Raw genomic sequence first — 18,210 nt, 5'->3', positions numbered from 1 at the left:
GCGTCGCCGCGTGCGCTTGCTCGATTGCCCCAGTCCAAGACTCGTCTGCTTCATGGTCTCAATCATCTCAGCCGCTCAGGTCGTCCGGTAGCTGATTTCCCCGGGGTTTATGCAGACCATCCCTAGTGCAGCTTTCGGCAACAGTTTCCGTTAAGGCTCAGTGCCAGCGCCGCGGAGCGCCAGGAGAGCTGTGCATCTGCCGACGCGATGCCGCACCGTGCGGATCGGCATGTGCAGCACGGCGCATTTCGAGACCAAGCGCCGCCGCTGTTGGCGGCAGGTGCATACGTGCAGCGCGTCGCGGCTCACGAAATGACAGGCAACGCTCTTGTGTAGAGACTTCCTAGCTGCGCCGTCAAGGCCGATTTGCTTGAGCGGCGCGGCATCCGGCAGCTAGGCTCTGTGTTGAAATTGCTGAACAAAAAATTAGGGAGCCCAGCCATGTCCAGCCAGATGAGCGAGATCGAATCAAGCCTTCTTGCGCGTCAGCTCAGAAGAAACGATGAAGCGCGGCGGCTGCTGGAGAAGCAGCCCAACCGTCTGTGGCCGGCGATGGTCGCCACGCTTCCGCTGCTTGCACAGACGCTTTTTCCGAACCAGATTGCCGATCTGGTCGGCCTGCCTTCGAGTGCTGCTTGGTTTGTCGTATTCACCCTGACCTGGGTCATCTATTTGTCCGCCGAGGTGACCCAGCTGCATCGCCAAGTCAAGGCGCTTCACCAGTTGCACAAGAGCGACGTCTGATCTCTTGATCGATGGTTCGAGCGGGCGGCCACGACCGAGCGTGCGGCCGCAGGCTGCGATGCGGTTGACTGCCTGTGGGTGAGCTATCAACGGAATCGTTAGCTCATTTGGCGACCTCGCTGTGGCTGATGGTCATTCCGCCCGCGATGGTGCCACGAATGGAATCACGATCTCGAAGCGCGTTCCCTCGCCTGGCACGCTGCTGACTTCAATGCTGCCGCCCAGCACTGAATGCACGATGTTGTAGCTGATGTGCAGGCCGAGGCCACTGCCGCCTTGGCCCAGCTTGGTGGTGAAGAAGGGTTCGAACACGCGGGTGATGTGCTCGGCGCTGATGCCGCGGCCGTTGTCGCTGAAGACCAGGCGAACACGCTCGCCCGCGATGGCCTCGGCCGACAAGCTCAGTAGACCGTGGCGCCGCCCTTCCAGTCCATGGATGACGGCATTCATGATCAGATTGGTCAAGACCTGTCCCAAGGGGCCGGGGAAGCTGTCTAGTGTCAGGTCTTCGGGCACGGACAGGCGCAGTTCGTGGTCTTCGCGACGCAGGCGGTTGCCCAGAGTCTGGACGACTTCAGAGCACAAGCTGTGGAGCTGAAACTGGCGCCGCTGCTCTGAGGTCTGGTCGACCGCCAGCTGCTTGAAGCTGGTGATCAGTTGTGCCGCGCGTTCGAGACTGCGAACCAGCAGGAGGCTGGAGTCCTCTTGGTCCTGGCACAGCTGCACCAGCTCCGAGCGACGCAAGCCACCGTCGGCCATGCGCTGCGTGAATGCCCTGCCCCGATCCAGCATGGTGCTGGCCACCAGCAGACTGTTGCCAATCGGCGTGTTCAGCTCATGAGCCACACCGGCCACCACGGAGCCGAGCGCGGCCGTCTTCTCCTGCTCGACCAACTTGGCTTGGGCCGACTGCAACTGACGATAGGCATCCGCGTTGTCGAGTGCGACTGCCGCATAGGCACCCAGCGTGTCCAGGATCGCCAAGTCGCTGGCCTGGAAGGCATGGCTGCGTTGGCTCAACATGAAGACCACGCCCACCACTCTGTCCTTGAGCAGCATGGGTGCGTAAATGCCCGAGTGCACCGGTGCCGGATCGGCGCCGCTTTTCAGCACGATGCGCGTTGGGCCGTCCTGGCGGTACAGCACCCGGCTGTCGCGTTCGATCTGATCCACCCGCAAAGCCTTGCCTTGCAGGACCGCCTGCACCGCGGGCATCTCAACTGCGGCCAGGCTGCGTTCGTAGGGTTGGCAGGCTTCGCCGCTGTGCATGACGAAGTCAAAGGCCAGGGTGCGCGTCGACCAGTTGACCAAGCCGAGGCCGAAGACATCGCTCTCGATCAATTCGCCGACTTGCTCATACAGCGTGCGCTGGATGGAGTCGAGTTCCAGCGATTCAGTGATCTTGCGTCCGATGTCGCTCAGCAAGGCGATGTCATGGCGGGCCCGATCCGCGGCTTTGCTGGATTGCAGCGCCAGCTCGGTCTGCGTCTGCGCCAATTGCTTTTCCTGTGCCAGCTGCAGGGCCTGCTCCTGAAGCTCGCGGGTGCGAGTCGCCACTTCCTGCTCAAGCATCTGGCGCGTCCGGTGCAGGCTGCGCATGCGCCAGCGGTAGGCGCCCATCAGACTTAGCAAGGCTGCCAGAACCATGCCCGTCCTCCACCAGGCGGTGCGCCAGAACGGCGGCCGAACCACCAGGTCCAGCAGCACCTGTTCCTGGCCCCACACCCCATCTGGATTGGCCGCCTTGGCCAGCAGGCGGTAGCGGCCGGCGTCCAGATTGGTGTAGGTGGCTACGCCGGCGTTGTCCTGCCCGTAGATCCAGTCGCGGTCAAAGCCTTCGAGCTTCCAGGCATGGCTCACCAGGCTGCGCTTGCTGAAGTGCAAGGCCGACATCACAAAGCTCACCATGGTTTCGCGGTGGCTCAGCGTCACCTGCTGCGCCAGATGCAATGGTCCGGTGACGCCGAGCTCAGCCAGCGTCAGCGGCCTGCTGTCGGCGCCTGAGCTTGCTCCGACTGGAGCGGCCGGCATGCTCTCGGCAGCCAGCGATTGGTTGAATACCCGCAAGTCACTTAGCACCACCTGCGGCGCCTGACGGTTCTGCTGCATGGTTTCGGGGCTGATGCGCACCAGGCCCTTGCCACCGAAGTAGAGGCTGCCATCCGGAGCGCGGGCTGCCGCAGCAAAGTTGAATCCGCCGGAAAAGTGGCCGGCGCTGGGGTAGAAACGGGCCCGCTGAGCCTCAGGCAAGACCTCCGTTAGCCCCATCTCGCTGCCGAGCCAGACACTGCCGGAGCCCGAATCCTGAATCGAGTCGAAGCTGCCGCTCGGCATGCCAGGCAGCTGCGACCATGCCTTGTACTGCCAGCGTCCCGCGCCGCTGGCGACGAGCTCAAACAGGCCCGATTCCGAGGCGACCCAGATCCGTCCGCGTTCGTCCTGGCGCAAGCCGTGCACAGGCAGATCGCCGGGTCGAGACACCTCCGCATTGCCGTCAACAGGCTGCGAAAAACTGTCGCTCGTTGCATCCCACAGATTCAGACCGCCTTTGGTGCCGACCCAGAGCCGGCCGTCTCGGTCTTGCAAGAGACTGTCGACAGTCGCATGGCTGAGCGCCCCGGCTTCGCGTGGCTTGGCCCCGTAGGCGCGCACCCTGCCGCTGCCATCGATTCGAAACAGCCCCTGGGCGCTGCCCACCCAGACACTACCGGTGGGCGACATGCGCAGCAAGGAACTGACGGAAATCGATCCCAGTGTGGTGGACCGCAGGTCGATGCTTTGGCTGCGCTGCTGGCCGGGAACGAAGCGCTCCAGTCCGCGTTCGCCACCGATCCAGAGTGCGCCATCCGGTTCACGCAGCAAGGCCTTGATGTGCGTCAGCGGCATGTGCTGCGGACTGACGCGGCTCACCTTTCCCGTCGGCAGATGGAGTCGATTCAAGCCGCCGCCAAACGTGCCCACCCAGGCCTCGTCCCGTCCTTCGAACGCAAGCGCCATCACCGCATCACTGGACAGGCTCTGCTCGTCACCGGGCAGGTTCATGTAGGAGAAGAAGCGCCGTCCGCCCAAGTCAGCCAGGCTCACACCCTGGGAAAACGAGCCGACCCACAAGCTGCCGCTGCGGTCCTGCATCAGGGCTCCTACCCCGTCTTCGGCCAAGCTGGCTTCAACTGTCGGCAGCTTGACGAAGCTCTCCAGGCGACCCTCGGCCGACACGCCGGATGCTTCCTCTTCGGTCCAGCGGTGCAGGGCCGGGCGGCTGAAGCTGCCGATCCACATCGTTCGATCACGATCGCGCATCAGGGCGTAGATGCGCTGCCTGGGCAGGTTCAAGCGCTGGGCCAAAGGATCGGGGTGCGGTGTGTCTTGCGCCTGCAAGCGCCAGGTCTGCAAGCCGCCGGCCATGCCGACCCAGAGCCTTCCATGCCCGTCCTGGGCCAGGGCGCTGATCTGCAGATCAGCGGCTGTCATGGCGTCGGCACCCAAGCCATTCAACGTGCCGAATCGATAGAGGATCTTGCCTTGGGCATTGATCTTCGAGACCTCGTGGCTCTCGCCAACCCAGACGCCGCCCTCACCATCCGGCAACAAGGCGCGAATGGTGCGCTGCAAGGACAGGCGCTCGGCTCCGGGTTCTTGCCAGGGAATGAAGCGTCGTTCAGCCGTGTTGAACATCAGCAGGCCGCCGACGGTGGCTACCCACATACGCTGCGGACCCGCCGGAGCCAAAGCCAGTACGCGCCGCTCCGCCAGACCGAAAGACTCCGGCAGGGCCTGGCGTTCAATCTTCTCGGTGGCCAGTGGCATGCGGTCCAAACCACTGCGGGTGCCGATCCACAACACGCCCTGTTCGTCTTCGAACAAGGCCTGGACCAGGTTGTTGCTGAGTGAGTCCGCTTGATCGGGGTGGCGCTTGAAGGTTTTGACACCCTGGCCATTAAACCGGGCAAGTCCTGATGTAGTGCCCAGCCAGATCAAGCCCTTGCGGTCTTGCACCATGCTGAGGATGCCGGCGCTGGGTAGCCCCTGTCCCACCCCCAAATGCGAGAACCGCAGGCTGTGCAAGGCATCGGCTTGTGCGGCTTGGTGCAAGGTCAAAACCATGATGACGGCCGACGCGAGCAGCGCAGCCTTCATCACCGACCAGACACAGCCTTGCTTCGCCGACGCCATGAATCCCGCCAATTCAGCCATCCCTTCAGCCGCCCAGCGGCTGTACCCGCGCCGATCGAGAAACAAGGACGCAGCGCAGACGAGCCGAGCGATGCTTTGGAGCATAAAGGAGACATCCCGGCTGCCCAGCCAAGGTAAATCCGCATGCGGTGGCAATATGTTGGCTCAAATCCATGCCTCAGCCTCCGACTTAAGCCGCGGCAATGCCCGCCCGGCAAGGCTGGGCAGGGCGGTGAGGCACGTGCTGAGCAGCGGCGCAAAGACGGAGGCCAGTCTCAATCGCGGCCAAGCCGCAGGCAGCGCTCGAAGGGCCGCCAGGGCTGGCCCGGACGGGCCACAAGCAAGAGACGGCTATTCGCCCTTGCTGTCATCGAACTGCAAGGTCGCAAGTCGCGCATAGAGCCCGCCGCGTGCCAGCAGATCGGCATGCGTGCCTTGTTCGACGATCCGGCCTTGCTCCATCACGACGATGCGGTCGGCCCGCTGCACGGTGGACAGACGGTGGGCGATCACCAGGCTGCTGCGGCCTTGCATCGCATGTTCCAGCGCGGCCTGCACCATGCGCTCGCTTTCGGCATCCAAGGCGCTGGTGGCTTCGTCCAGCAGCAGCAGCGGCGGGTTCTTCAGGATGGCGCGGGCAATCGCGATGCGCTGGCGCTGGCCGCCGGACAGGCGCACCCCGCGCTCGCCCAGAAAGGTTTGGTAGCCTTGCGGCAGCTGCATCAGGAAGTCGTGCGCGAAGGCGGCCTTGGCGGCGGCGATAACTTCCTCGTCGCTGGCTTCGGGTCTGCCGTAGCGGATGTTTTCCATCGCATCGGCCGAGAACACCACGCTGTCCTGCGGCACCAGAGCGATGGCGTGCCGCAGCGATTGCAGTGAGAGCTGGCGCAGCGGCTGGCCATTGAGCTGGATGCTGCCCGACTGCGCGTCATAGAAGCGCAGCAGCAGCTGGAACACCGTACTCTTGCCCGCGCCGCTGGGCCCCACCAGGGCCACCGTCTCGCCGGGTTCCACGCTGAGGCTGAAGTCGCTCAGCGCGGCCTGGTCCGGGCGCGACGGGTAGTGAAAGCGCAGGCCTTCGATCTGCACCGAGGCGCCATGCGGCAGCGCCGGCAGCGGCACGGCGTCCGGCGCCTCGGCCACTGGTGAGCGCGTCTCCAGCAGCTCCATCAGGCGCTCAGTGGCACCGGCAGCACGCAGCACATCGCCCCAGACCTCGGCCAGCACGGCCACGCTGCTGACCAGCAGGATCACATAGACCACGGTCTGGCCTAGATGGCCGGCGCTGATCTGGCCGGCGATCACCGCCTGCGTGCCCTGGTACAGGCCCCACAGCAGCGCGCCGAAGGTGGCGGTGATGACAAAGGCGACCAGGCCGGAGCGGACCTGCGTGCGGCGCTTGGCGGTGTCGAAAGCGCCCTCAGTAGCCAGGCGGAAGCGCCGCGTCTCGGCCGCTTCCTGCGTGTAGCTCTGCACCACGCTGACGGCGTTCAGCACCTCTGAGGCAATCGCGCTGGTGTCGGCCACTCGGTCCTGGCTGGCGCGGCTGAGCTTGCGCACGCGCCGGCCAAAGGCCAGGGTGGGCAGCACCACCAGCACCAGGATGCCCAGCACCTGCACCATCACCAGCGGGTTGGTGGCGATCAGCATGATCAGCGCGCCGACGCCCATCACCGCATTGCGCAGCCCCATCGACAGGCTGGCCCCGACCACCGTCTGCACCACGGTGGTGTCGGTGGTGATGCGGCTCAGCACTTCGCCGGTCTGCGTGGTTTCGAAGAACTCCGGGCTCTGGCGCAGCACATGGGCATAGACCGCATTGCGCAGATCGGCGGTGACGCGCTCGCCCAGCCAGGTGACCACGTAAAAGCGTGCGGCCGAGAACAGGCCGAGCGCCGCACCAACGCCGAACAGCGCCAGGAAGTGCTCGCGCAGCGCCATCACCCGCTCGCCCGGGTCAGTGGCCACCAGGCCCTGGTCGATCAGCGACTTCAGCGCCAAGGGGAACACCAGCGTGGTCAGTGCGGCCAGCAGCAGAAACAGGCCGGCCAGCGCGATTCGGGCGCGGTAGGGCTTCAGAAAGGGCAGCAGTCCGCTGAGCGACCGTGGGCCGGCGCGGGTGGGGCTGGAAGAGTCGGTGGCGCTGGGCTTCATCGCGCGCAGTGTACGCAGTGCAGTAGGGGCTCGCGCTGCGGCTGGGGCGTGTTGAATGGCATCTGTCAAGCCGGTGTGCAGGGGGCCCTGCGGGATCGCCGCTCTGTGTTCGAATAGGTGCTTTCCAGCAGTACCGAGGCCATGCAGCAATTCGACGACATCGATCAGCCCGCCTGGCTGCCGACGCTCGACCACTGGTTGCAGCGCCTGGGTTTGCTGCGCTCCGTGCTGCTGCTGGCGCTGTTCGGCTGGTTGTCAGCGCTGCTCTGTTCCTGGCTGGTGATCCGTGTGATCGGGCAGGGCAACTTTCTGATCGCGGCCACGATTGCCAGCGCCTGTTCTATTGGGCTGAGCCTTTCTTTCGGCTATCTGCTGCTGCGGCTGGTGCGATATCAGCAAAGCATGCAGGCCAGGCTGGCGCGGCGCGCCCACCAGGACGGGCTGACCGGCGCCTACAACCGGCGCTACTTCAACGACCTGGCCGAGCGCGAACTGGCGCGGGCGCAGCGCTATGAGATGAGCTGCGCGCTGCTTCTGCTGGATGTGGACCACTTCAAGCAGGTCAATGAGCGCTGCGGGCCGATCTGCGGCGACCAGCTGCTGTGCGAGATCAGCGAAGCCTGTGCGGAAACGCTGCGCCAGGGGGATGTTCTGGCGCGATTCGGCGGCGAGGAGTTCGCGGTGTTTCTGCCGCATACCGACCCACTGGGCGCGCTGGATGTAGCCGAGCGGCTGCGTGCCCGCATCGCCGGCTTGGGCTTTCACTGGCGCGGCCAGGCGGTGCCGATCAGCATCAGTGTCGGCGTGGCCGCCTTGCGCAGCGAGCATCTGACGCTTGCGCAACTGGTCAACGATGCCGACCGCGCCTTGGCCAATGCCAAGTCGCAGGGGCGCAACTGCGTGCGTGCCGGCGATGGCGGCGTCGGTGGGCGTTCTAGCTTCGTCAGCCGTTGACTTGCGCCTGACGCCGCGTGCCCGGGTGGAGCCACCGGCCACCTTGACTTGACAATGATTGCCTAGGCAAATAAATTGCCTGCATGAGCCGCGTCACGCCTCGTTTCTACCAACCCGACAACTACCGGCGTGAAGAAAGCCTGGGCTGGCTGCTCAAGCGAGCGATGGCCACCATCGTGCATCAGGGCGACCGGCGACTGACGCCGCTGGGCTTGACGCATGCCCAGTGGTCACCCTTGCTACGCCTGCGCCTGAGCGGCCCGGCGCCAGCCGCTACGTTGGCGGCTGAACTCGACATCGACCCCGGCGCCGCCACGCGCCTGCTTGACCGGCTCCAGGCCAAAGGGCTGATCCAGCGCGAGCGCACGCTTGAGGACCGTCGTGTCGTGATGGTGTCGCTGACTGCGGCAGGGCAGGAGGCCACCGCCGGTGTACCGGTCGTGTTGGCCGAAATCTTCAACGATCTTCTGACCGGATTCAGCGACGCCGAGTGCAGAACGCTCATTTCGCTGCTGCAGCGCCTCGTAGTCAATGGCGAGGCCTTGCGAGGGCGTGACCGCGCTCCCAACGACGAACCGATATGAAACCCTTGAACCCTGAACGCCGGGCCGGCGCCGGCGCCCGCTGGTGGCCGCTTGCGGCGGTGGCATTGCTGACGGCCTGTGCCCGCATTCCCACGCTGCCGCAGAGCACCCAGCCCTTGGACGCCAAGGCGGCCGGCGTGCAGGCGAGCAGCAGCCTGCCAGAGCCGGTCAGTGCCTGGTGGACGGCTTTTGGCGCGCCGGAGCTGAATGCCTTGATCGACCGCGCGCTCCGCGAATCTCCCACACTGGCCGCGGCCGAAGCGCGGCTGCGTCGAGCCGCGGCAGCCGCCGAAGCGGTCGGCGCTGCTGAATTGCCGCAAACCGGCTTGGGTTTGGATGCCATGCGTCAGCGCTATACCGAGCATGGTCTGGTGCCCAAGCCGGTCGCTGGCAGCACGCGCAGCACGGCCACCCTGCAGATGGGTGCGAGCTACGAATTCGACTTCGTCGGCCGCAACAAGGCGGCGTTGGAGGCGGCCTTAGGACGGCAGCAGGCGGCCGCAGCGGATACCGATGTGGCGCGTCTGCTGCTGGCCACGCAGCTGACGCGCAGCTACATCGGCTTGGCGCGTGTGCTGGCGCAAACCGAGCTGCTCGATGCCCAGATCGGACAGCACCGGCAGCTGCTGGGCCTGATGGCGCAACGTCGTGCCGCCGGCCTCGATGGCGCGCAAGCGCAAGGGCAGGCTGAGTTGCCGCTGCTGGACCTGCAGCGTCAGCGTCAGCAGCTCGACGAGCAGGCCGCCGCGCTGCGGCACCAGCTGGCCGCCTTGTCGGTCCAGCCCGCGGTCGCGCTGGCCACGCTGAAACCGGGCCTGCCACAGGCGCTGCCGCTGGATGCGGCCGGCGAACCCGGCTTGGACTTGCTCGGGCGCCGTCCCGACGTGCGGGTCGCTCGCCGCCTTGTTGAAGCCGGTCTGCACCAGGTGGACGAGGCACGCGCCCAGTTCTATCCCAATGTGAGCCTGACGGCCTTTGCTGGATTCAATGCGATCGGCCTTGACCGCCTGCTGGAGGCCGGCAGCCGGCAGTACGGCATCGGCCCGGCGCTGCGCCTGCCGCTGTTCGACAGCGGGCGGTTGCGCGCCCAGCTGCGCGGCGCCTCGGCCGATGCCGATGCTGCGGTGGCGCAGTACAACAGCGTGTTGCTGGACGCAGTGCGTGACGCCAATGATCAGCTGCTGGCGCTGCGATCGCTGCATGCGCAGCAGCCGCAACAGGCGCAGTTGCTGGTGCAGGCACGCGCGCTGCAAGCCCTGGCCGAACAGCGGCAGTTGGCCGGACTGGGCAATCGCATGAGCGTGCTGAATGCCCAGCTCCAGACCACGCAGCAGCAGCGCCAGGACGTCGAACTGCGCGCGCAGCTGCTGACGGCCCAGGCTGGCCTGCTGCGCAGTCTGGGAGGCGGCTTCACTGATGCGGGCCGCTGAGCAGGCCGCCACACACCGATCAACACGCCGCTGAAACGAAATTCCCGCTAGGCCTAAACCTTCCATGAACGAAACCGTGATTGCCCCGAACCGTCGCCGCAAAGCCGGTCTGATCCTGCTGTCGCTGTTGGTGCTCACCGGCGCGGCGGGCTATGTGGCCTACGAGCTGCTGGTGGCCTCGAACTACGAAAAGACCGACAACGCCTATGTGCAGGCCAATATCGTGCAGATCACGCCGCTGGTGGGCGGCACGGTACGCGCCATCCATGCCGATGACACCGAGTTCGTGCGAGCCGGCCAAGCCCTGGTCAGCCTGGATCCGGCCGATGCGCGGGTGCTGCTGGATCAGGCGCAGAGCAATCTGGCCCAGACTGTGCGCGAGGTGCGCAATCTCTACGCCAACAACAGCACCTTGCAGGCCCAGATCGAGCTTCGCCAAGCCGAGGCGCAGCGCGCCCAGGCTGAGCTGGCCCGGCTGCAAGCGGATGTGGCTCGTCGCGCGCCGCTGCTGGACAGTGGCGCGGTGGGGCGCGAGGAGTACGAGCATGCACAGGCGCAGTTGAGCGCCACCCGCAGCGCCGGCACGGCGGCCCAGGCCGCCTTGCAAGCCGCGCGCGAGCAGCTGGCGGCAGGCAGCGTGCTGACGCAGGGGGTGAGCGTCGAGCAGCACCCCAGCGTTCAGCGGGCGGCAGCGCGGGTGCGGGAAGCGCATCTTGCCCTGCAACGGGCGGTGGTGCCGGCACCTGTTGACGGTTGGGTGGCGCGGCGCAGCGTGCAGCTGGGGCAGCGCGTGGCAGCGGGCGCGCCGCTGATGGCCGTGGTGGGGCTACAGCAGGCCTGGGTCGACGCCAATTTCAAGGAAGGCCAGCTCAAATCGATCCGCATCGGCCAGCCAGCCACCTTGGTGGCCGATGTGTATGGCGAGAAGGTCGAGTTCAAGGGCCGGGTGGCAGGCCTGGCCGCCGGCACCGGTGCGGCGTTCGCGCTGCTGCCGGCTCAGAACGCCACCGGCAACTGGATCAAGGTGGTGCAACGTGTGCCGGTGCGCATCCTGCTCGATGCCCAGCAACTGGCTGAGCATCCGCTGCGTGTTGGCTTGTCCATGATGGTCAGCGTGGATGTGCGTGATCAAAGCGGCGCCTCGCTCGCCGCGGCACGCAGCGAGGGCCAGGCGACGCCGGCCAGCACCACAGTGTTCGATGATGCCGCGCGTGCCGCCGAGGCGGCCGCCCAGGCCGATGTGGCCCGCATCATCCGGGCCAACCTGGCCACCCCGGTGGTGGCGCGTCGTGGCTGAGCCCTTGAACCGCCCCCAAGCCGCGCCGGACACACCGCCGCCGCTGAAGGGCGCGGCCCTGTTGCTGGGCACGGTGTCGCTGTCGCTGGCGACCTTCATGAATGTGCTCGATTCCTCGATCGCCAATGTGTCGCTGCCGGCGATCTCGGGCGATCTGGGCGTCAGCGCCACCCAGGGCACCTGGGTCATCACCAGCTTCGGTGTCGCCAATGCGATCTCGGTGCCGCTGACCGGCTGGCTGACACAGCGCTTCGGCGCGGTGCGCCTGTTCACCACCAGTGTGCTGCTGTTCGTGCTTGCGTCCTGGCTGTGCGGCTTTGCGCATTCGCTGGAGATGCTGGTGGCCTGCCGCGTGCTGCAGGGCCTGGTGGCCGGGCCGATGATTCCGCTGTCGCAGACGCTGCTGCTGTCCAGCTATCCGCGTGAGAAGGCCGGCACAGCGCTGGCGCTGTGGGGGGTGACGACGCTGGTGGCGCCGGTGGTCGGGCCGCTGTTGGGCGGCTGGATCACCGACACCGTGTCCTGGCCCTGGATCTTCTACATCAATGTGCCGGTGGGCCTGCTGGCGGCAGCGCTGACATGGGGCATCTACCGCAAGCGCGAGACGCAGATCAGGAAGCTGCCCATCGATGGCGTGGGCCTGGCCTTGCTCGTGGTTTGGGTCAGTGCGCTCCAGATCATGCTGGACAAGGGCAAGGAGCTGGACTGGTTTGCCAGCGGCGAGATCCAGCTGCTGGGCGTCACCGCCTTGGTGGGCTTTCTGGTGTTCCTGGTGTGGGAGCTGACCGACCAGCATCCGGTGGTGGAGCTTCGCCTGTTCGCGCGGCGCAATTTCAGTTTCGGCGTACTGACGCTCTCGGTGGCCTACGGCCTTTTCTTCGGCAATGTGGTGCTGCTGCCGCTGTGGCTGCAGCAATGGATGGGTTACACGGCCACCGATGCCGGGATGGCGCTGGCGCCGGTGGGGCTGCTGGCCATCCTGCTGTCGCCGCTGGTGGGGCGCAATGTCTCGCGTTTCGATCCGCGTGTGATGACGACACTGGCCTTCATGCTGTTCGCGCTGGTGCTGCTGATGCGCTCCAACTTCACCACGCAGACGGATTTCGCCACCATCATGGTGCCGACCCTGCTGCAGGGGGCGGCGCTGGCCTTCTTCTTCATTCCGCTGACGACCATCGCGCTGTCAGGCATCCCGCCGGACCGCATCGCGGCGGCTGCCGGGCTGTCGAATTTCGTGCGGATCACGGCCGGTGCGATCGGCACGTCGGTCACCACCACGCTGTGGGAGAGCCGCGCCGCGCTGCACCACCAGCACATGGTGGAACGTCTGGCGATGGGCGACCCCGCGACGCGGGCCAGCGTTGACGCCTTGACGCAGGCCGGCATGAGCGCCGAGCAGGCCTGGACGCAGATCAACCGCCTGATCGATCAGCAGGCCTACACGCGGGCTGCCGACGACATCTTTCTGGGGTCGTCGTTTCTCTTTCTCGGCTTGATCGCCTTGATCTGGTTCACACAGCGGCCTGCGCGCCTGGGGGCCGCGCCGTTGGATGCGGGCGGGGCCCACTGAGCAGCGACGGGTGGCTGGCTGCCCTTACAGCGCCATCGGCTGGCGGTAACCCGTCATTTCCAGGTAGCCGCGGCCGACCAGCGCGCCACTGTGCTGATTCCTCAGTTCAGAGGCGCCTTCCCAATACAGCATTCCGGTGCTGCTGCGTGCGTCGACCTCCTGCGCATCGGCCAAGGCGCGCAGGCGCAAAAGCCCCAGCGGTGTGGCGAGCTGCCATTCCACCGGGTACTCCGCCTGGCTTAGCGCGCTGCGCCAACGTCGGAGCGGCGTGAAGCTCAAGTCCTGCGGCGAAAAGATCCGCACCCGGCCCTGGGCATCGCGCCAGCTGCCGCCGGCCCACAGCGTGCTGCCATCGGCGTGCCGCATGCGGAAGGCGGTCAGCGCGCCGCCGTCCAACAGATTGATGCCCAGCCAGTCCCAGCCGACGGCGCCGGGGGGCATCAGGCTGTCGCTCCACTCATGATCGAGCCAGGCGCTGGCTTGCAAAGTCCGCGTCTTGCCATCGAGTTTCAGTCGCGCCGGGCCGCGAAGCTGGGTCTGGCTGTAGTAGTGGCTGGCATGTGCCTCGTCCGGCCCCTTGCGTGAGAAGCCGCCATCGCCTTGCAACACAGGCGCCAGCGCTGCGCTGAGCTCAAGCGACAGATCGAAACCCGGCCCGTTGAGCTGGGCCAGATAGCGGCTGGCGTCCGGGGCGCCTGAACGCTGCAAGCGCCAATCGCGCAGCTGCAATGAGCAATCGCTGTCGCTGAAATGCGCACCGGCGCCAACGCGCGCTAGGCGCTGGTCATGGCGCAGCACCGCTTGTCCCTGCTCAGGCTGCAGCAGGCTCAGTGCCACATGGCCCAGCAGCAGCTGGCGCGGCGCCAGACTGCTGGCATGGGCTTGCACCGCCGCGTCGCGGTTGCGCAGCCGGAAGAAGGTCAGCTGAAAGCCGAAGCGCGGCGCGTCCGCTGCTGTGCCTGTGCCTTCACTCAGCAGGCCGGTCAGGTACCACCATTCCAGCCCGGTGTCGGCATGCGCGCCGAAATCGCGCGGGAAGCGCAGCGCGCGGCGGCTGATGCCCTGGGGCGGCTCAGCGGCCGGCAGGGCCAGCGCCGGCGCCAGCATCAGGGCAGCAGCTAGCGTGCGTCTGTCGAAGAGCATCACCAGTCCTCCCGAACCGAGCGCACTGCGTCATCGCGGCCCATTTGCCGCCCCACCAGCGCCGCGGTCAGCAGCGCGGCCAGCAGCACCGCGGCCAGCAACAGGGTCAGCCGACCGAGTGGCAGGCTCAGCTCCATGCTCCAGTGAAAGCTCTGCGGATTGACGACGTAGACCAGCACGCCGCTGATCAGCAGGCCCAGGCCAAGGCCGGCAAGCGCACCGGCGCCGGTGTAGAGCGCGGTCTCGCCGAGCAGCAGACGCAGCAGCTCGCTGCGGCTGAGGCCCAGGTGGTGCAACAGGCCCATTTCACGCCGGCGCGCCAGCAGCTGTGCCGACAGGCTGGCGGCCACGCCCACCAGGCCCAGACCCAATGCGATGGCCTGCAGCCAGTAGGTGACCGCAAAGCTGCGGTCGAAGATGTGCAATGAAATCGCCAGCAGTTCGGCGCTGGCCGCGAACTCCAGCGCATCACCGCCCGCCAGTGCGCGCACGCGCTGCTGAAGCTGCTCCTGCGTGGCGCCGGGCGCCAGCCACAGATAGAGCTCGGTGATCTGGCGGTCGCCAGTCAGGCGCTGGTATTCGCTCAGCGACATCTGCAGCGCGCCGCTCTGGCGGGCGTAGTCGCGCCAGACGCCGCGCACAAAGGCCTGAACCTGCAGCGCTGGGGCGGCGGCGCCGCTCTGGCCGGCCAGAGTCAGCGTCAGCGGCATGCCGGGCTGGAGGCGCAGCTGGTCGCGCAGCGCCTCGTTGATGTAGACCGGCAGCCGATCAGCCGCGGGTGCCGGCGCCAGATGCCCGACCAGGGGCAAGGCGTCCTCCTGCGCGATGTCTCGGGCCATCAGCGCCACCTTCTCGTCGCCGATCTGCGCGCTGCGGCTGCGCTGCGGCGTCAGCGTCTGAACGGCAGACTGCTGGCGCAAGGCGTCCAGCAGCGAGACAGGCAGCGGCGAGGACTGGCCATCCGGTTCGCGCAGCGCGCTGCGCACATAGAGATCGGCCGGCAGTACCTGGCGCAGCCATTGCTGCAGCGAATCGCGGAAGCTGCTGACCATCACCAGCATGGCCACCGACAAGGCCAGCGCCACCAGCACGCCGGCGATCATCTGCGCCGCTTCGCCGGCCTGGTCGTGCGCGCGCCGGGTCAATAGCAGGCGCAGCGGCGCCTGCTGGCCGGGGATCAGCCGCAACAAGCTGCGCACCAGGGGCGGCACCGCCAGCAGGCCGGCCACCAGCAGACACAACATGCCCAAGTAAGCTGCAATCGGCAGATCGAACAGCGGCGGCATGAAGGCCAGCAACGCGCCCAACACCAGCAGGGCCGGCGCCAGCCACGCGGGCGCACGGGGCTGGGCTTCATTGCCCAGTCCCTTCAGCACCTGCGCCGGCGCGATGCTGCCAGCCAGCCTGGCCGGCAGCCAGGCGCTGGCCAGCGCCACTGCGAAGCCCAGCAGGCCGAACAGCAGCAGGCCGCCGGGCTCCAGCTGCAGATGCGGCGTGGCGCCGGCCAACAGGCCGCTGCCCAGATCCCCGCCCAGCAGACGCAGGCCCAGCGCGGCAAGACCTGCCCCCAGCGCCAGCCCCAGCGCAGAGCCCAGCAGGCCCAGCAGCGCAGCCTCGGCCAGCACCAGGGCCTGGCGCTCGCGTGCGCCCAGGCCCAGCACGCCCAGCAAGGCCAGCTGCGGCAGACGGCGCGTGACGCCGAGCGACATCACAGCGAACACTAGAAAACTGCCGCTGAACAAGGCCATCTGCGATAGCACGCCCAGGTTGACGCGGTAGGCGCGCGTCATGTCGCTCATTCGGTCGGCGCCCTGGGCCGGTGCGGTGGCCTGCAGGGACGCAGGCAGGCTGGCACGCCAGCGCTGCGCATCCACACCGGGCTGCAGGCGGATGTCGATGCGGTCCAGCCGACCCAGTTTGCCGAACAAGGCCTGGGCGGCGGCCACGTCCATCACGGCCAGCGCCGGTCCGGGTGCTGCCACGCGTCCGCCCAGGCGCAGCTTGGCGCTGCGGGGCTCGCCATTGACGGCCCAGTTCAGCGTCAGCGACTCGGGGCGAGGTTTGGGGAGGGCGGCCAACGCGGCGTCGTTCAGGAAGACCGTCTCGGGTGACAGCATGGTCATCAGCGCAGCGCTGCCTGAGACGGATGAGCTTGGCGCGGCAAAGGGCTGAGGCATCAGCTCGGGCGCGAGCACGGCGGCCTGCAAGGCGTCGAGGCCTTGCACGGCCAGACGCGGCAGGCCTTGCGCGCTGGCCTGGGCTTCGATGCGGGGCGCCGCCTGCGCCACTTGCGGATCGGCCAGCAGATCGGCTAGCGCCGAATCGGGCAGGGCCGCTGCTCGTCCACGGAGCACCAGATCCGGTGTGCCGGCCAGGGCGCGGGCGCTGGCGCTGAACTCGGCCAGCGCGGAGGCGTTCAGCAGGTGCACCGCATAGGCCAGCGCCACACCCAGCGCGATCGCTATCAAGGCCAGCAGCTGGCGACCCCACTGGGCCTTCAGCATTGGCCAGGACAGGCTGCGCAGCCAGCTGGCTAGCGTTGTGAGGAAGGCGACCATGAGAGCAGGCCGTCGGGGCTCATCTGAAGGCAGCGGTCGGCACCGGCCGCTGCGCGCTCGGAGTGCGTCACCAGCAGGCAGGCCGCGCCTTGCTCGCGGCACTGCGTCTGCAGCAGCGCTAGCACCGCGTCGGCATGCCGCGCATCGAGGTTGCCGGTGGGCTCATCGGCCAGCACCAGCGCTGGCTTGTGCACCAGCGCGCGCGCCACGGCCACGCGTTGCAACTGTCCGCCGGAGAGCTGGCGCGGCATGCGCTGGGCGAGCGCCGCTAATCCGACGGCTTCCAGCATCTGCTGCACACGTGCGGCGTCGGGCCGCTGCAGCAGCGTCAGGGGCAGGCCGACGTTTTCGGCCACGTTCAGATGCGGCAGCAGATGAAAGGCCTGGAACACAAAGCCCAGCGCGCGCCGGCGCAGCCGCGCCTGCGCCGGCTCGGGCAGCGCCGCGATGTCCTCGCCGGCCAGCAGGACCTGACCCTCGTCAGGTCGGTCCAAGCCGGCCAGGCAGTTCAGCAGCGTTGACTTGCCGCAGCCTGACTCGCCTAGCAGCGCCACCAGCTCGCCGGCTTTCAGGCTCAGCTCGATGCCGGCGAATACGGGGCTTTCTCCATAGCGCTTGGCCAGGCCGCGGGCTTGCAGCACGGTGCTCATGGCGCCTGCCCGATCAGGCGCTGCACCGCCGCTTGCAACTGCAGCGGCGCATCAGCCGCCTGGCAGTCGATGACGCGGCGCTGCGGCATGCTGCGCAGCCAGGTGATCTGGCGCTTGGCCAGCTGGCGGGTCGCGGCAATGCCGCGCTCGGCCAGCACGGCGCGGTCAAGTGGCCTGGCGCTGGCTTGGGCTTCGTCCAGTGCCTCCCAGATCTGCCGGTAGCCCACACAGCGCGTCGACGGCAGGCCCAGGTGCAGATCGCCGCGGGCGCGCAAGCGCTGTACTTCCTCGATCAGGCCCTGTTCCAGCATCTGCTCGAAACGCTGTGCCAGGCGCTGGTGCAACCAGGCACGGTCGCTCGGCTCCAGCGACAGCAGTGGCCAATCGACACCACCATTGCGCTGCTGCTCGGCATGCAGCTCGGACATGGGCCGGCCGCTCAAGTGCCAGACCTCCAGCGCGCGCTGGATGCGTTGTGAATCGCCGGGGGCCAGCCGGGCAGCCGTTGGCGGGTCCACTTCGGCCAGCCGGGCATGCATCGCGGGCCAGCCCAGGCGCGCGGCCTCGGCGTCCAGCTCGGCGCGCAGTGCGGCGTCGGCCTGAGGCATCTCGGCCAGTCCGTCGAACATGGCCTTGAAATACAGCATGGTGCCGCCCACCAGCAGCGGCAGCCGGCCCCTGGCCTGGATCTCGGCCACCACGCGTCGGGTGTCGGTGACGAACTGCGCGGCCGAGTAGGACTCCAGCGGATCCAGGATGTCGATCAGGTGGTGCGGCACGGCCGCCATCTCGGCCGGCGTAGGCTTGGCGGTGCCGATGTCCATGCCCCGGTAGACCAGGGCGGAATCGACGCTGATGATCTCCAGCGGCAGGCGCTCGGCCAGCGCCAGCGCGGCGGCAGTCTTGCCGCAGCCGGTCGGGCCGGCCAGGCAGATGGGGGTCAGGGCTTGCAT

At 67.4% G+C, this 18,210-nt stretch carries 12 protein-coding genes; 6 read left to right on the top strand and 6 right to left on the bottom strand.

Features of this window, described 5'->3' with window-relative positions; translation table 11 throughout:
* Positions 1 to 405 precede the first annotated feature (405 nt).
* On the top strand, positions 406 to 744 hold the full coding sequence (locus tag ACIQ67_RS01715; protein ID WP_397532616.1) for a hypothetical protein: 339 nt from the start codon (positions 406 to 408) through the stop codon (positions 742 to 744).
* A 132-nt stretch (positions 745 to 876) separates the two neighbouring features.
* Here ACIQ67_RS01715 and ACIQ67_RS01710 read toward each other — a convergent pair whose 3' ends face one another.
* Complete coding sequence (locus ACIQ67_RS01710; RefSeq protein ID WP_397532615.1) at positions 877 to 4,917, bottom strand: two-component regulator propeller domain-containing protein; 4,041 nt, start codon at positions 4,915 to 4,917, stop codon at positions 877 to 879.
* A 351-nt stretch (positions 4,918 to 5,268) separates the two neighbouring features.
* Positions 5,269 to 7,071: an ABC transporter transmembrane domain-containing protein gene (locus ACIQ67_RS01705; RefSeq protein ID WP_397532614.1), complete on the bottom strand. Its 1,803-nt coding sequence runs from the start codon at positions 7,069 to 7,071 to the stop codon at positions 5,269 to 5,271.
* 141 nt (positions 7,072 to 7,212) lie between these two features.
* On the opposite strand from ACIQ67_RS01705, the gene ACIQ67_RS01700 reads away from it, so the two are divergent.
* The 5 genes from ACIQ67_RS01700 (at position 7,213) to ACIQ67_RS01680 (ending at position 12,906) form a co-directional block, all read left to right on the top strand.
* The gene (locus ACIQ67_RS01700) at positions 7,213 to 8,025 is read left to right on the top strand and encodes a GGDEF domain-containing protein (RefSeq protein ID WP_397532613.1); all 813 of its coding nucleotides are present in this window, start codon (positions 7,213 to 7,215) and stop codon (positions 8,023 to 8,025) included.
* Positions 8,026 to 8,108: 83 nt separating this feature from the next.
* Positions 8,109 to 8,609 carry a MarR family winged helix-turn-helix transcriptional regulator gene (locus tag ACIQ67_RS01695; RefSeq protein ID WP_397532612.1) on the top strand — a complete coding sequence of 167 codons (501 nt, stop codon included), beginning with the start codon at positions 8,109 to 8,111 and terminating at the stop codon, positions 8,607 to 8,609.
* Positions 8,606 to 10,039, top strand: coding sequence for an efflux transporter outer membrane subunit (locus ACIQ67_RS01690; RefSeq protein ID WP_397532611.1), 1,434 nt, complete (start codon positions 8,606 to 8,608; stop codon positions 10,037 to 10,039). The genes ACIQ67_RS01695 and ACIQ67_RS01690 overlap by 4 nt, the downstream gene beginning before the upstream one ends.
* A gap of 64 nt (positions 10,040 to 10,103) precedes the next feature.
* Complete coding sequence (locus tag ACIQ67_RS01685; RefSeq protein ID WP_397532610.1) at positions 10,104 to 11,336, top strand: efflux RND transporter periplasmic adaptor subunit; 1,233 nt, start codon at positions 10,104 to 10,106, stop codon at positions 11,334 to 11,336.
* Complete coding sequence (locus tag ACIQ67_RS01680; protein WP_397532609.1) at positions 11,278 to 12,906, top strand: DHA2 family efflux MFS transporter permease subunit; 1,629 nt, start codon at positions 11,278 to 11,280, stop codon at positions 12,904 to 12,906. The genes ACIQ67_RS01685 and ACIQ67_RS01680 overlap by 59 nt, the downstream gene beginning before the upstream one ends.
* Before the next feature lie 24 nt (positions 12,907 to 12,930).
* Here the strand turns inward: ACIQ67_RS01680 and ACIQ67_RS01675 are convergent, their stop codons facing one another.
* The 4 genes from ACIQ67_RS01675 to miaA are packed head-to-tail and all read right to left on the bottom strand — an operon-like array spanning position 12,931 to position 18,210.
* Entirely contained in the window at positions 12,931 to 14,049 is a 1,119-nt protein-coding gene (locus ACIQ67_RS01675) for a lipocalin-like domain-containing protein (RefSeq protein WP_397532608.1), read from the bottom strand.
* Positions 14,049 to 16,607 carry an FtsX-like permease family protein gene (locus ACIQ67_RS01670; RefSeq protein WP_397532607.1) on the bottom strand — a complete coding sequence of 853 codons (2,559 nt, stop codon included), beginning with the start codon at positions 16,605 to 16,607 and terminating at the stop codon, positions 14,049 to 14,051. Before ACIQ67_RS01670 ends, ACIQ67_RS01675 begins: the two co-directional genes overlap by 1 nt.
* Complete coding sequence (locus tag ACIQ67_RS01665; protein ID WP_397532606.1) at positions 16,583 to 17,257, bottom strand: ABC transporter ATP-binding protein; 675 nt, start codon at positions 17,255 to 17,257, stop codon at positions 16,583 to 16,585. The genes ACIQ67_RS01670 and ACIQ67_RS01665 overlap by 25 nt, the downstream gene beginning before the upstream one ends.
* Positions 17,254 to 18,210, bottom strand: coding sequence for a tRNA (adenosine(37)-N6)-dimethylallyltransferase MiaA (gene miaA, locus ACIQ67_RS01660; RefSeq protein ID WP_397532605.1), 957 nt, complete (start codon positions 18,208 to 18,210; stop codon positions 17,254 to 17,256). The genes ACIQ67_RS01665 and miaA overlap by 4 nt, the downstream gene beginning before the upstream one ends.

Origin of the sequence: Roseateles sp. (assembly GCF_044373315.1) — a bacterium.
Lineage (GTDB): Bacteria > Pseudomonadota > Gammaproteobacteria > Burkholderiales > Burkholderiaceae_C > JACDQM01.
Note: the sequence above shows the minus strand (reverse complement) of the source record. Positions and strands in the feature narration are given on the sequence as shown.

Excerpts from the sequence above, each read along its gene's own strand:
- ACIQ67_RS01710 (WP_397532615.1), bottom strand. The coding sequence starts at position 4,917 with ATGGCGTCGGCGAAGCAAGGCTGTGTCTGGTCGGTGATGAAGGCTGCG.
- ACIQ67_RS01705 (WP_397532614.1), bottom strand. The coding sequence starts at position 7,071 with ATGAAGCCCAGCGCCACCGACTCTTCCAGCCCCACCCGCGCCGGCCCA.
- ACIQ67_RS01700 (WP_397532613.1), top strand. The coding sequence starts at position 7,213 with ATGCAGCAATTCGACGACATCGATCAGCCCGCCTGGCTGCCGACGCTC.
- ACIQ67_RS01695 (WP_397532612.1), top strand. The coding sequence starts at position 8,109 with ATGAGCCGCGTCACGCCTCGTTTCTACCAACCCGACAACTACCGGCGT.
- ACIQ67_RS01690 (WP_397532611.1), top strand. The coding sequence starts at position 8,606 with ATGAAACCCTTGAACCCTGAACGCCGGGCCGGCGCCGGCGCCCGCTGG.
- ACIQ67_RS01685 (WP_397532610.1), top strand. The coding sequence starts at position 10,104 with ATGAACGAAACCGTGATTGCCCCGAACCGTCGCCGCAAAGCCGGTCTG.
- ACIQ67_RS01680 (WP_397532609.1), top strand. The coding sequence starts at position 11,278 with ATGTGGCCCGCATCATCCGGGCCAACCTGGCCACCCCGGTGGTGGCGC.
- ACIQ67_RS01675 (WP_397532608.1), bottom strand. The coding sequence starts at position 14,049 with ATGCTCTTCGACAGACGCACGCTAGCTGCTGCCCTGATGCTGGCGCCG.
- ACIQ67_RS01670 (WP_397532607.1), bottom strand. The coding sequence starts at position 16,607 with ATGGTCGCCTTCCTCACAACGCTAGCCAGCTGGCTGCGCAGCCTGTCC.
- ACIQ67_RS01665 (WP_397532606.1), bottom strand. The coding sequence starts at position 17,257 with ATGAGCACCGTGCTGCAAGCCCGCGGCCTGGCCAAGCGCTATGGAGAA.
- miaA (WP_397532605.1), bottom strand. The coding sequence starts at position 18,210 with ATGCAAGCCCTGACCCCCATCTGCCTGGCCGGCCCGACCGGCTGCGGC.